Source organism: Streptomyces sp. ATCC 21386, from assembly GCF_018728545.1.
Lineage (GTDB): Bacteria > Actinomycetota > Actinomycetes > Streptomycetales > Streptomycetaceae > Streptomyces.
In genome coordinates this window covers 700,275-713,533 of sequence record NZ_JAAVVL010000001.1, presented here as the reverse complement: position 1 = coordinate 713,533, position 13,259 = coordinate 700,275, and the positions used below count along the sequence as shown (strand labels likewise).

The window sequence follows — 13,259 nt, the reverse complement described above, 5'->3', positions numbered from 1 at the left end:
GCTCCGAGTCAGCCCTTCACGCACACGACCTGCTTCAGCTTCGCCACCACCTGCACCAGATCCCGCTGCTGGTCGATGACCTGCTCGATCGGCTTGTAGGCGCCCGGGATCTCGTCGACGACACCGGAGTCCTTGCGGCACTCCACGCCCCGCGTCTGCTCCTCCAGGTCCTTGGTCGAGAAGCGCCGCTTCGCCGCCATCCGGCTCATCCGCCGACCTGCGCCGTGCGAGGCCGAGTTGAACGCCTTCTCGTTGCCGAGGCCCTTCACGATGTACGAACCGGTGCCCATCGAGCCCGGGATGATCCCGTACTCGCCGGAGCCCGCGCGGATCGCGCCCTTACGGGTCACCAGCAGGTCCATGCCGTCGTAGCGCTCCTCGGCCACGTAGTTGTGGTGGGCGCTGATCTCGGGCTCGAAGGTCGGCCTCGCCTTCTTGAACTCCTTGCGGACGACGTTCTTGAGGAGCGCCATCATGATGGAGCGGTTGTACCTCGCGTACTCCTGCGCCCAGAACAGGTCGTTGCGGTACGCCGCCATCTGCGGGGTGTCCGCGACGAAGACGGCGAGGTCACGGTCGACCAGGCCCTGGTTGTGCGGAAGCTTGTGGGCGATGCCGATGTGATGCTCCGCCAGCTCCTTGCCGATGTTCCGGGAGCCGGAGTGCAGCATCAGCCAGACAGAACCAGTCGAATCTGTGCAGACTTCGACAAAGTGGTTTCCTCCACCCAACGTTCCCATCTGCTTCTCCGCACGGTCATGACGGAACTTGACCGCTTCCGCCACCCCGTCGAACCGCCCCCAGAACCCGTCCCATCCCCCGACGGCGAAGCCGTGCAGGTCGCCCGGATCGACGGGGTCGTCGTGCATCCCCCGGCCCACCGGGATCGCCTGCTCGATCTTCGACCGCAGTCGGGACAGGTCGCCCGGCAGGTCGTTCGCCGTCAGCGACGTCTTCACCGCCGACATCCCGCAGCCGATGTCGACCCCCACCGCCGCCGGACACACGGCCCCCCGCATGGCGATGACGGACCCGACCGTCGCGCCCTTGCCGTAGTGCACGTCCGGCATGACGGCGAGGCCCTTGATCCAGGGGAGCGTGGCGACGTTCCGCAGCTGCTGGAGCGCACCCTCCTCCACCGACGCGGGGTCGGTCCACATACGGATGGGCACCTTCGCACCCGGTATCTCGACGTACGACATTTCGCCCTCATTCCCCCGGAAAGCCATTCAAGTTCGCGGAACGCAAAACCGTCGCCAAGGTCTACGAAAGGGATGCCGGACCGGCGTTCACAGCAGTGCGTGCGATACACATGGTGCCCGGGGGTCACCCCCGGGCGGCAAGTGAATAACCACAGGCAGAACTGCGCAGGCGTCCCGAGGGACCCCGTCGAGAGGAGCCCCACCGTGCAGCGGAAGGCGTACGTACCCGGCGTCGCCGTGCTCCTCGCGGCAGTGCTGGCCGCGTGCACGGGATCGAGCGACGACGCCTCCCCCGACGACCCCCGCCCGGGCGAGGCCACCACCTCGGCCACCGTCGCCCAGCCCGGCCGCTACGACACGCTCCCCGAACCCTGCGGCTCGGTCGACCAGGACACCCTCGACACCCTCCTGCCCGGCATCGGGCAACTCCCCGACGCCGCCCAGCGCGAGCAGGCGTACGAGGGCGACGCGACCCAGACGTACGACACGGACCGCAAGGCCGGCTGCCGCTGGAAGGTGGAGTCCGCGGACGCCACCCACTATCTCTTCGTCGACTTCGAGCGGATCGGGTCGTACCAGAACACGGTCAGCGACGACAGCAAGGCGCAGGAGGTGTACGGCGGGAAGGTCGAGGCGGCCGACCTGCCGGAGCCGACGCCGACCGTCTCGGCCGGGGACGACGACGGGACCGACGAGGAGACGGACGAGCCGGAGGAGACGGGGACCACGGGGGACGACGCCGAGAAGGCGTCGGCGAACCCCTCGGCCTCCGTGTCCCGCTCGGCGTCCCCTTCCGCCGGATCCTCGAACACATCGAACACCGCCGGTTCGTCGGGTTCGCCGGGTTCATCCGGAACCACCGGATCCACCACCCCCTCCCCCTCCGGGACCCCCGCCTCCCTCCAGCCACGCACGCTGGACGGTCTCGGCGACGAGGCCTTCCTCGACGACGCGCTCGGCACGAGTGGGCAGCGGACGGTGACTGTGGTGTTCCGCACGTCGAACGTGATCGTGACGGTGGAGTACGAGGAGCAGCCGGCGACCACGACGACGGTGCCGGACAGTGAGGAATTGCAGGACAGGGCCCGGAATCTGGCGGAGCGGCTGGCGGAGGCGTTCGACGACTGAGCGGCGTTCGGGGGTGGTTCGGGCCCACACGTGAACCACCCGAACCAGAACCGCACTTCTTCTTCACCGCGTACGGTGGCCTCTCGGAGAACCACTCCGAAGGTGTCCGAATGTGTCCGATTGTGAAGGAACCATGCAACGAGCCGCAGAGTCAGATCAGCATCAGTCGCCGCGCGTCGCGCCTTCGGTGCGGGTGACGCGAGTCGGACGGCGTGGGCGTCCCGGCCGGGCCCGGGTCCTCGCGGGCGCGGCGGTCGTGCCGGTGATGCTGCTGGCGGTCGGCTGTTCGTCGGACTCCGGCTCCGACGGCGCCTCCGGTGACGAGACGCCGGCGGGCGCGAAGCAGTCGGTGGAGGAGAGCGCCACGCCGGAGGTCGTCGCGGCGAAGTACGCGACGCTGCCGGACGCGTGCGAGGTGTTCCCCGCCAAGACGCTGAAGTCGTTGGTGCCGCAGGGCGTGAAGTCCGGCAAGGCGATCAACAAGGCCGAGGCGAACGTGAGCGGCGACTGCCGCTGGATCAGCCTCGACAACAACGGCGTGGACGGCTCCCAGTACCGCTGGCTGAGCGTCTCCCTGCACCTGCTGGCCTCGGACGAGGCGAACGGCCCGGGTGAGGACCGCGCGGCCAAGGCGCTGGAATCCAAGGTGACCGCGGCGAAGGCCGTGGACGGGGCGAAGAACGTCAAGACGGAGCCGGCGACGGGCCTGGGCGACCAGGCGACGGTGGTCAAGTACGACCTGAAGAAGGACGGCGACACCTTCAAGCAGCAGACGGTCGTGGTGCGCACGGAGAACGTGGTCATCACGCTCGACTACAACGGCGCCGGTCTGGCCGGTGAGAAGACACCGGACGCGGCCGCGCTGCTGAAGTCCGCGAAGTCCGCCGCCGAGGACGTCGTGGAGGCGGTCGAGGACGCGAACGACGGTTCGGACGCCTCGTCGTCGCCGTCGTCGTCGCCGTCGAAGAGCGCTTCCAAGGCACCGTCGGGCGAGGCGACGAAGGCGTCGTCGTCGGGCGGTTCCGGAGCGGACATCAGTTCGGACGGGGGCGGTGGCTCGGATTCCGATTCGGACTCGGGTTCGTCCACCTCCGGCAGCCGGAAGAGCAAGTCGTAGCCGCCGTTCACCTGGTTGTTCGCCGGAGCCCGGTCCCCTCGGGGGCCGGGCTCGTTGCCATCCGGCAACCCGTTTGCCGTACACATGTGCCACTCTGTTGCGCGCAACAACACGCAAGGGGAGGGGAGTACGGGTGGCCGCGCCAATGCAGCTGACTCGAATGCACCGCGTTCTCATCGGCGTGGTCGTGTTCGGCGCTGTCATCATCGCCGGGATCGGCTTCGCGGGTTCGTACGCGGCGGTCCGGGAACTGGCGGTCAAGAAGGGCTTCGGGAACTTCTCCTACGTCTTCCCGATCGGTATCGACGCGGGCATCTGTGTCCTGCTCGCCCTGGACCTCCTGCTGACCTGGATCCGCATCCCCTTCCCGCTGCTGCGCCAGACGGCGTGGCTGCTGACGGCGGCGACGATCGCGTTCAACGGCGCGGCGGCCTGGCCGGACCCGCTGGGCGTCGGCATGCACTCGGTGATCCCGATCCTGTTCGTCGTCGCGGTCGAGGCGGCCCGGCACGCGGTCGGCCGGATCGCCGACATCACCGCCGACAAGCACATGGAGGGCGTCCGCCTCACCCGCTGGCTGCTCTCCCCGGTCCCCACCTTCCTGCTCTGGCGCCGGATGAAGCTGTGGGAGCTCCGCTCCTACGACCAGGTCATCAAGCTGGAGCAGGAACGTCTCGTCTACCAGGCCCGCCTGCGCTCCCGCTTCGGCCGCGCCTGGCGCCGCAAGGCCCCGGTCGAGTCCCTGATGCCGCTGCGCCTGGCCCGCTACGGCGTCCCCCTCGCGGAAACGGCCCCGGCGGGCCTGGCCGCGGCAGGCATAGAACCGGCGGTCCTGCCACCGGCGGAGATCACCTCAGCCGCGGGCAGTCGTGCCGCGGGGCCGGCACAGGTGGGCGCAGTGGCACCTCCCAGCGAGCAGCGCCCCCAGCTGGAGAGCACCCCCACCCAGCAGCGGCCGGAAAACACCGGGCAGCAGGAACAGAGCTACGCCGACCAAGCACCCCCGGTCGACGAAAGCCCCTGGCTCCACGCCCGCCACCCCATGGAAGTCCCCTACCAGGGCGGCTACGACCCGTCGTACGAGCCGGAGGAACAGTACGGGGAGTGGTACGAGGAGCAGGAGCAGGACCCGCAGCAGTACGAGCAGTACGCGCAGGACGAGCAGTACCGCCGCTTCCAGCCGGACCCCCGGGACCCCCGCTTCCAGCAGCAGCAGTTCGAGGCACCGGAACTCCAGGGCCCCGACTTCCAGGGCCCCGCCGCCCCCTCCCCCGGCCCCTCCTCGGAGTCGGAGGAGACCGGCAGCTTCCCCGTCCCCTCCGGCCCGAACCGCACCCGTGAACTGGGCGAGGGCGGCGGCGCCCCGGAGCCGACGGAGGAGGACTACTACCAGGTCTTCCGCGAGATCACGAAGGGCGGCAACGGAGCCCCCACCCCCCGCGCCCTCATCGGCGACATCGAGTCGACGTACGGCGTCACGCTCGAAGAGGCCGAGGCCAAGCGCATGGTGAATCGCTTCTCCAACCGCCTCAACGCGGAACTGACCGACGAGCACATCGCGTAACCGGCGTACTTACCCGCGTACACGAGGGAGGGGCCCCGGTGATGATCACCGGGGCCCCTCCCTCGTGTGCGTGTGCGCGACGCGGCCTTATCCGCCGAGCAGGGCCCGCACCCGCTCCTGCCCCACCGCCAGCAGCAGCGTGGGCAGTCGCGGCCCCGTGTCCCGCCCGACGAGCAGGTGGTACAGCAGGGCGAAGAACGACCGCTGGGCGGTCTTGATCTCCGGCGGCAGCTCCTTGGGCGTGGCGTCCGCGGAGAACCCGGCCTGCACCTTGGGCACGCCGTAGACGAGGTGCGTCAGCCCGTCCAGCGACCAGTGCTCGGCGAGCCCGTCGAGCAGCAGCCGCAGCGACTGCTGGGACGCCTCGTCGAGCGACTTCAGCAGCTCGGCGTCGGCCTCCTCGCGCACGATGGTCCGCTGGTCGGCGGGCACCTGGGTGTTGATCCAGGCCTCGGCCCTGTCGAGCCGCGGCCGCACCTCGTCGAGGCCGGCGAGCGGGTCGGTGGGGTCGAGTTCGCTGAGGATGCGCAGCGTCTGGTCCTCGGCGCCCGCGGTGATGTCGGCGACGGACGCGAGGGTCCGGTACGGCATCGGGCGGGGCGTGCGAGGCAGCTCACCGGCGGCCGTGCGCACCGCGCGGGAGTGCGCGGCGACGTCGGCCGGCAGGGCGGACCCGTCCGCGACCTTGGCGTCGAGCTTGTCCCACTCGTCGTAGAGCCGCTGGATCTCCTGGTCGAAGGCGATCTTGAAGGACTGGTTGGGCCGGCGGCGGGCGTAGAGCCAGCGCAGCAGCTGCGGCTCCATGATCTTCAGCGCGTCGGCGGGCGTGGGCACGCCGCCCTTGGACGACGACATCTTGGCCATGCCGCTGATGCCGACGAAGGCGTACATCGGCCCGATGGGCTGCTCGCCGCCGAAGATCCCGACGATCTGCCCGCCGACCTGGAAGGACGAACCCGGGGACGAGTGGTCGACGCCGCTGGGCTCGAAGACGACGCCCTCGTACGCCCACCGCATCGGCCAGTCGACCTTCCAGACCAGCTTGCCGCGGTTGAACTCGTTCAGCGCGACGGTCTCGGAGAAGCCGCAGGCGGTGCAGGTGTAGGTCAGCTCGGTGGTGTCGTCGTCGTAGGCGGTGACGGTGGTCAGGTCCTTGCCGCACTCGCCGCAGTAGGGCTTGTACGGGAAGTACCCGGCGGTGCCGGAGCTGCCGTCGTCCTCGCCGGCGGCGCCGGAACCCTCCGCGGCCTCCAGCTCGGCCTCGTCGACCGGCTTCTGCGACTGCTTCTTCGCCGAGCCCGCCGGGGCCTTCTTGGTGCGGTACTGGTCGAGGATCGCGTCGATGTCCCCGCGGTGCTTCATGGCGTGCAGGATCTGCTCGCGGTAGACCCCGGAGGTGTACTGCGCGGTCTGGCTGATCCCGTCGAACTCGACGCCCATCTCGGCGAGCGCGTCGACCATCGCCGCCTTGAAGTGCTCGGCCCAGTTGGGGTGGGCGGAGCCCCGGGGGGCGGGCACGGAGGTGAGCGGCTTGCCGATGTGCTCGGCCCAGGATTCGTCGACGCCTTCGACGCCGTTCGGGACCTTGCGGTAGCGGTCGTAGTCGTCCCAGGAGATGAGGTGCCGGACCTGGTGGCCGCGGCGGCGGATCTCGTCGGCGACGAGGTGCGGGGTCATGACCTCGCGGAGGTTGCCGAGGTGGATCGGGCCGGACGGCGACAGCCCGGACGCGACGACGACGGGTTTGCCCGGGGCCCGACGCTCCGACTCCTCGATGACCTCATCCGCGAAACGGGAGACCCAGTCGGTGGTCTCGGTGCTCTGAGCCACGATCGGCACGTCCTCTTTTTCCTGGAGTTTCCATGGCCGCCGGTTACGGTCCCGGGCGACCGCGCCATTCTCCCAGCCTTTCACTCCGTGGGTCGAACCGGGCGCCCAATAACTCGGGGGTACGGGTGCGTGGGCGGGTGTGGCTCCGGTGGGGCTGATCCTTCAGGGGCGCGGGGAACTGCGCGAGACGCCCCACGCACCCGCGCCCGCCGACGAGACCCGCACTCCCTCCCCCCGAGGCACCACAGAAAAACCCCTTTACCCCCGTGGGATACTGAACGACATCCACCCGTACCCCGAGGAGAACGGCTCCCCCTGATGGCTTCGGTCACGTCCCTCACCGCCTCCGTCCACCAGCGCCTCGCGACCGCCCTCTCGGCCACCCTGCCGACCGCGGACGCGGACCCGCTGCTGCGACGCAGCGACCGGGCGGACTACCAGGCGAACGGGATCCTCGCACTGGCCAAGAAGGCCAAGGCCAACCCCAGGGAGCTGGCGACCCAGGTCGTCGCCCAGGTGGAGTCCGGCGAGCTGATCGAGGAGATCGAGGTCTCCGGCCCCGGCTTCCTCAACATCACCCTCACCGACGGCGCGATCACCGAGAACCTCGCCGCGCGGTACGCGGACGACACCGGCCGGCTCGGCGTCCCCACGGCGGAGCGCCCCGGCACCACGGTCATCGACTACGCCCAGCCGAACGTGGCGAAGGAGATGCACGTCGGTCACCTCCGGTCCGCCGTGATCGGTGACGCGGTCGTGCAGATCCTGGAGTTCACCGGCGAGAACGTGGTCCGCAGGCACCACATCGGCGACTGGGGCACCCAGTTCGGCATGCTCATCCAGTATCTGGACGAGCACCCGCACGAGCTGGACCACAAGGAGTCCGACGGCGACCTCCAGGCGTCCGGCGAGGCCGCGATGTCCAACCTGGACCGGCTGTACAAGACGGCCAGGAAGCTCTTCGACTCCGACGAGGAGTTCAAGACGCGGGCCCGGCGCAGGGTCGTGGACCTCCAGGCCGGCGACCCGCACACCCTCGCCACCTGGCAGAAGTTCGTGGACGAGTCGAAGATCTACTTCTTCTCCGTCTTCGAGAAGCTCGACATGGACATCCGGGACGCCGACATCGTCGGCGAGTCGGGTTACAACGACATGCTCGCGGAGACCTGCCGCCTGCTGGAGGAGCAGGGTGTGGCCGGCCGCTCGGAGGGCGCGCTGTGCGTCTTCTTCGACGACATCAAGGGTCCGGACGGCAACCCGGTCCCCCTGATCGTGCAGAAGTCCGACGGCGGCTACGGCTACGCGGCCACCGACCTGTCCGCCATCAGGGACCGCGTCTTCAACCTGAAGGCCAACTCCCTGCTGTACGTCGTCGACGCCCGCCAGTCCCTGCACTTCAAGATGGTCTTCGAGACCGCGCGCAGGGCGGGCTGGCTCAACGACGAGGACGTCAAGGCGTTCCAGCTCGCCTTCGGCACGGTCCTCGGCAAGGACGGCAAGCCGTTCAAGACCCGTGAGGGCGAGACGGTCCGCCTGGTCGACCTGCTCGACGAGGCGATCGACCGTGCCACGACCGTCGTCCGGGAGAAGGCCGAGAAGGTGGGCCTGACCGAGCAGGAGATCGTCGAGAACGGCCGCTACGTCGGTGTCGGCGCCGTCAAGTACGCGGACCTCTCCACCTCCGCCGTCCGGGACTACAAGTTCGACCTGGACCAGATGGTCTCGCTGAACGGCGACACGTCCGTCTACCTGCAGTACGCGTACGCCCGGATCCAGTCGATCCTCCGCAAGGCGGGCGAGGCCCGCCCGGCCGCCCACCCGGAGCTCGAACTGGCCCCGGCCGAGCGTGCGCTGGGCCTGCACCTGGACCAGTTCGGCGAGACCGTGGCCGAGGTCGCGGAGTCGTACGAGCCGCACAAGCTGGCCGCGTACCTCTTCAAGCTGGCGACCCTGCTGACCGCGTTCTACGACCAGTGCCCGGTCCTGAAGGCCGACACCCCGGCGCAGGTGGAGAACCGTCTGTTCCTGGTCGACCTGACGGCCCGCACCCTGCACCGGGGCATGGCCCTGCTGGGCATCAGGACGCCCGACAAGCTCTGACCTCGACCGGCAAGAGCGCGAGAACGGGGAGAGCGGGCCGCCGTACACCGGCGGCCCGCTCTCTGTTCCGTTCGCGGTACCGCTCAGCCGTCCGGGAGGCGGCGATGTCCGTCGCGTCACCACCGGTCGGGCCGTTGTCAGAGGCGGCGCCTACAGTCGCCCCCATGGCGACACTTCCCAACCCGCTGCCCCAGCTGGCGGCCGACCCGAGCGGGCGTGTGCTCGGGCTTGAGATCCCGCTCCCGCAGGGGAGGTTGATCGACACGACGGACGACGGCCCGTGGCACGAGCCACTGCTGTGGTGCGCGGACGAGACGGCCGCGCCGGGCGCCTGGGCAGCCGTCCAGCCCGCCCGTCGCAGCGCCGGCCTCCTCCCGGTGCTCCTGGACGTCGGGGACGGCCAGGGCGGGCCGGAGGAATGGGAGTTGCGTCCGGGCGAGATGTCCTACCCCGGGGACCACGACGCCGACGAGGTCCTGGCCGAGTTCTGGGACGAGTCCGCCACCGCCGAGGACCCCGACTGGCCGGGCCTCGCCGAAGCCCCGGACACCGCCCCGGACACGGCGCCCGACCCCGACGCCCTGGCCGTCGAGACGGCCGACGCCCTCGTCAAGGACCCCTCCCGGCTGAAGGACCTGCGCCTCGCCCTTGTCTTCGCCCGCCGCAGCGCCGACATCCCGGCGGCCATCGGCTGGACCGGCCCGACGAACCACGAGAACGACGTGGCGAGGCTCTGCGCGGTGCTGCGCTCCTGGGAGGACCGCTTCGGCATACGCGTCGTCGCCCTGACCTTCGACCAGCTCGTCCTCTCGGTCGCCGCCCCGCCCACCACCGAGGCCGAGGCCGAAGCCGTGGCCGCCGAACACTTCGCCTTCTGCCCCGACAACATCTGGCAGGGCACACCCGACGGCACCCGCGCCTCCTACGCCCGCACCCTCCTCGGCGAGCCCGTCTGGTCCTTCTGGTGGGACTGAGGCCGTACGGACACACACCGCCACGCAAGGGCCGTACGGACACACACCGCCACGCAAGAGCCGTACAAGGCACAGTGGCCCCATGGTGAGCATGGATGAGCGAGGGCTGGACCGCGACGGAACGATCGCACGCGAAGGCGCGCTGGACCGCGTGCCGGCGGCGTTCGTCCCCGTCGTCGATGCCGCCCGCGCGCACCTCACCGAGACGTTCGGCGGACCTCGCCTGCACAGCGCCTACCTCTACGGCAGCGTCCCCCGAGGCACCGCCACCCCCGGTGTCTCCGACCTCGACCTCCAACTCGCCCTCCACCACGAGCCCACCGAAGCCGACCGGGCCGACGCCGCAGCGATCGAGGCCGCGCTCGACCGCGCGTTCCCTCAGATCGACGGCGTCGGGATCCTGCTGACGAGCACCCGGGTTCTCCTCAGCGACGTCGAACGTCACGACGGCGGCTTCTTCATCGCCTGCCTCTGCACCCCGTTGCTCGGCCCCGACCTCGCGGCACAGCTGCCCCGCTACCGCCCCACATCCCTGCTCGCGCGGGAGACCAACGGTGACCTCGCCCGCGTGCTTCCCCGCTGGCGTGCCAAAGCAGCCGAAGCCACCACGGACGCCGATCTCCGGCTCCTCGGCCGTCTCGTCGGCCGCCGCCTCGTCCGCACCGGCTTCACCCTGGTCATGCCCCGTTGGGGCGGCTGGACCAGCGACCTCGACCGGTCCGCCGCGATCTTCGGCAGCTACTACCCGGAGCACGCCGAGCAGATGCGTGTCGCCGCGTCCGCCGGGCGCGCGCCCTCACCCGACCCGGCGGTCCTCGGGACGCTCATCGACGACCTCGGCCCGTGGCTCGCGGCCGAATACACAGCCGTGCACGGCGAGAAGGCCCCGCGTCCCTGACGAGCAGGGGCGGGCCGGTCCTCCTTCTCCTCACCCCCGCAACCCCGCTCCCAACCGCCGCAGCCCCTCCCGGATCTCCTCCGGTGTCTGCGTCACGAAGCACAGCCGCAGCGTCGACCGGTCGGGCTCACCGGCGTAGAAGGGAGCCCCGGGCACGTACGCCACGTTCCGCGCGACGACGCGCGGGAGCAGCGCGCCGGTGTCGTGGGAGGAGGGGAGGCGGGCCCACAGGAACATGCCGCCCTCGGGGCGGTTCCAGGTGGAGCCCTCCGGGAGCGCTTCGGCGAGACCCGTGAGCATCGCGTCGCGCCGCTCCCGGTACGCGCCGGCGACCCGGGCGACGTGGGCGTCCAGATCACGGTCGGCCAGATACCGCGCCGCCGCGAGCTGGTTGACGGTCGGCGTGTGCAGATCGGCCGCCTGCTTGGCCACCGCGCACGCCCGCCGCAGCCCCGCCGGCGCGCGCAGCCAGCCCAGCCGCATCCCGGGGGCCATGACCTTGGAGAAGGAACCCAGCAGCGCCGTACGGTCCTCGGCGCCCGGGTACGAGGCGATCCACGGCACCCGGTCGCCCTCGAAGCGGAGTTCGCCGTACGGGTCGTCCTCGACGATCCACAGGCCGCGCCGGGCGGCGACGGAGGCGACGGCCGCCCGCCGCTCGGCGGGGAGTGTGCGCCCGGTGGGGTTCTGGAACGTGGGCACGGTGTAGAAGAGCTTGGGCCGGTGCCGTACCACCGACTCCTCCAGCGCCACCGGATCCACCCCGTGCGCGTCGCCCTGCACGGCCACCACCCGCGCCCCCGCGAACCGGAACGCCTGAAGGGCCGCGAGATAGCAAGGGTCCTCGACCAGGACGACGTCCCCCGGCTCCAGCAGCGCGGTGGCGAGCAGCGACAGCCCCTGCTGCGACCCCGTGGTGACGAGCACTCCGTCCGCGCCGGTCGGCAGTCCGCGCGCCCCGTACCGCGCCGCGAGCGCCTCCCGGAGCACCGGCTCGCCCTCGGTCGTCGCGTACTGCAGGGCGCGCCCCGCGGACTCGGCGAGCACATCGCGGTACGCGGCCGCTATCCCCTCCGTGTCGAACAGCTCGGGCGCGGGCAGCCCACCCGCGAAGTTGACGACTTCGGGACGCGAGGTGACGGCGAGGATGTCACGAACGGGGGAACCCCCGACGACCGCGACCCGCCGGGCCAAGCCGGGCACGTCCGCACCGGCGCCCGCCCCGCTCTCGTCCCCAAAACCGTCCTCGGCCCCCGTCTTCGCGACAAACCCCACGTCATACGCGGCCCGCTCGGCATCCACGGCACCCATCCCACGGCTCCTTCGCCACTCCGGGACGGCACGGTCCCGCCCCTGCCCGCACCCTAGCCAGGTACATGCCCCCTACATCCACCATTTTCGCGATGCGGACGGCCCCCCTCACCCCCTAGGCTGCGCGCATGCTGCCCAGCGTGGACACAAACGACGAGTTGCAAGAAGTCGTCGGTGACGAGGCGCTGCTGCGTCCGGCTGCCCAGGATCTCTGCGGCTCGCTCGGCCTCGCAGGCGCGCGGATCGTACGGTTTCCCGAGGGCTCGCTGCCGGTGTACGCCGTCGGCGACTCCCTCGTCCTCAAGCTGTATCCGGGTTTCGAAGCCGCGCAAGCGGTCCGCGAGGCCCGCCTGTTGTCGATACTGTGGGGCAAACTCCCCATCCCCACACCGAGGTTGCACTCGGCGGACCAGTACAAGAACGGCTGGCGCTATGTGCTGATGTCCCGGCTGCCCGGCGAGGACCTCAACGAGGTCTGGCCCCGGATCCCCCGGCCCGACCAGGAACGTATCGTCGCCGAGGCCGCCGAGGGACTGGCCGCCCTGCACGCCCTGGACGCCTCGCCGGTCGTCCCGCTCACCGGGCCGCCGGACTGGGGCCGGTTCATCGCCGCCCAGCGCGCGGAGGCGGTCGAGCAGCATCGGAGCGGCGGCCTCACGGAGCCGTGGCTCGAACAGATCCCGGACTTCCTGCGCTCGGTGCCCCTGACCGCCGCGCGCCGCCCGGTGCTGCTGCACACGGAGTTCATGCGTGAGCACCTCACCGTGGACCCCCACGACGGCTGGCGCCTGACGGGCCTCTTCGACTTCGAGCCGGCCATGGTCGGCGACCCCGCCTACGACTTCGTCAGCGTCGGCCTCTACCTCACCCGGGCCGACCCCGCCCTCCTGAAACTCTTCTACGAGGCCTACGGCCAACCCCCGTTCGACCCCCGCGAACTGATGGCCTACACGCTCCTGCACGTCTACAGCGACCTGAACTGGTACCTGCGGATGCTGCCGGCCCCACCCAGCAAGACACTGGACTCGCTGGCGGAGACGTGGTTCGGAACGGGGGGATGAAGGACAGGGGGCGCAGCCCCGTCCTTCAGGGGCGCGGGGAACTGCGCGACAAGCCCCCCATCCGCATCAGACGA

At 70.6% G+C, this 13,259-nt stretch carries 10 protein-coding genes; 7 read left to right on the top strand and 3 right to left on the bottom strand.

Features of this window, described 5'->3' with window-relative positions; all coding sequences use genetic code 11:
• Window positions 1–8 precede the first annotated feature (8 nt).
• Window positions 9–1,202, bottom strand: a complete 1,194-nt coding sequence (locus GWK25_RS03080) for an RtcB family protein (RefSeq protein ID WP_215448383.1) — start codon at window positions 1,200–1,202, stop codon at window positions 9–11.
• A gap of 204 nt (window positions 1,203–1,406) precedes the next feature.
• Between GWK25_RS03080 and GWK25_RS03075 the strand changes: the two genes are divergently transcribed.
• From GWK25_RS03075 to GWK25_RS03065, 3 genes are all read left to right on the top strand, one after another.
• Window positions 1,407–2,330 carry a DUF3558 domain-containing protein gene (locus GWK25_RS03075; protein WP_215448382.1) on the top strand — a complete coding sequence of 308 codons (924 nt, stop codon included), beginning with the start codon at window positions 1,407–1,409 and terminating at the stop codon, window positions 2,328–2,330.
• A gap of 133 nt (window positions 2,331–2,463) precedes the next feature.
• Window positions 2,464–3,447: a hypothetical protein gene (locus tag GWK25_RS03070; RefSeq protein WP_215448381.1), complete on the top strand. Its 984-nt coding sequence runs from the start codon at window positions 2,464–2,466 to the stop codon at window positions 3,445–3,447.
• A gap of 133 nt (window positions 3,448–3,580) precedes the next feature.
• Window positions 3,581–5,011 (top strand): DUF2637 domain-containing protein, encoded by a 1,431-nt coding sequence (locus GWK25_RS03065; protein WP_215448380.1) that lies wholly within the window; start codon window positions 3,581–3,583, stop codon window positions 5,009–5,011.
• An 87-nt stretch (window positions 5,012–5,098) separates the two neighbouring features.
• On the opposite strand, the gene lysS is transcribed toward GWK25_RS03065, so the two are convergent.
• Complete coding sequence (gene lysS / locus GWK25_RS03060) at window positions 5,099–6,850, bottom strand: lysine--tRNA ligase (RefSeq protein ID WP_215448379.1); 1,752 nt, start codon at window positions 6,848–6,850, stop codon at window positions 5,099–5,101.
• 309 nt (window positions 6,851–7,159) lie between these two features.
• Between lysS and argS the strand changes: the two genes are divergently transcribed.
• The 3 genes from argS (at window position 7,160) to GWK25_RS03045 (ending at window position 10,813) form a co-directional block, all read left to right on the top strand.
• Complete coding sequence (argS, locus tag GWK25_RS03055) at window positions 7,160–8,941, top strand: arginine--tRNA ligase (protein WP_215448378.1); 1,782 nt, start codon at window positions 7,160–7,162, stop codon at window positions 8,939–8,941.
• Window positions 8,942–9,105: 164 nt separating this feature from the next.
• Entirely contained in the window at window positions 9,106–9,915 is an 810-nt protein-coding gene (locus GWK25_RS03050) for a DUF4253 domain-containing protein (RefSeq protein ID WP_215448377.1), read from the top strand.
• Between the two features lie 91 nt (window positions 9,916–10,006).
• Window positions 10,007–10,813: a nucleotidyltransferase domain-containing protein gene (locus tag GWK25_RS03045; RefSeq protein ID WP_215457164.1), complete on the top strand. Its 807-nt coding sequence runs from the start codon at window positions 10,007–10,009 to the stop codon at window positions 10,811–10,813.
• Between the two features lie 30 nt (window positions 10,814–10,843).
• Here the strand turns inward: GWK25_RS03045 and GWK25_RS03040 are convergent, their stop codons facing one another.
• The gene (locus tag GWK25_RS03040; protein ID WP_251828684.1) at window positions 10,844–12,124 is read right to left on the bottom strand and encodes a PLP-dependent aminotransferase family protein; all 1,281 of its coding nucleotides are present in this window, start codon (window positions 12,122–12,124) and stop codon (window positions 10,844–10,846) included.
• 128 nt (window positions 12,125–12,252) lie between these two features.
• Here GWK25_RS03040 and GWK25_RS03035 point away from each other — a divergent pair, with 128 nt between their 5' ends.
• Complete coding sequence (locus GWK25_RS03035; RefSeq protein ID WP_215448376.1) at window positions 12,253–13,185, top strand: phosphotransferase family protein; 933 nt, start codon at window positions 12,253–12,255, stop codon at window positions 13,183–13,185.
• Window positions 13,186–13,259 lie beyond the last annotated feature (74 nt).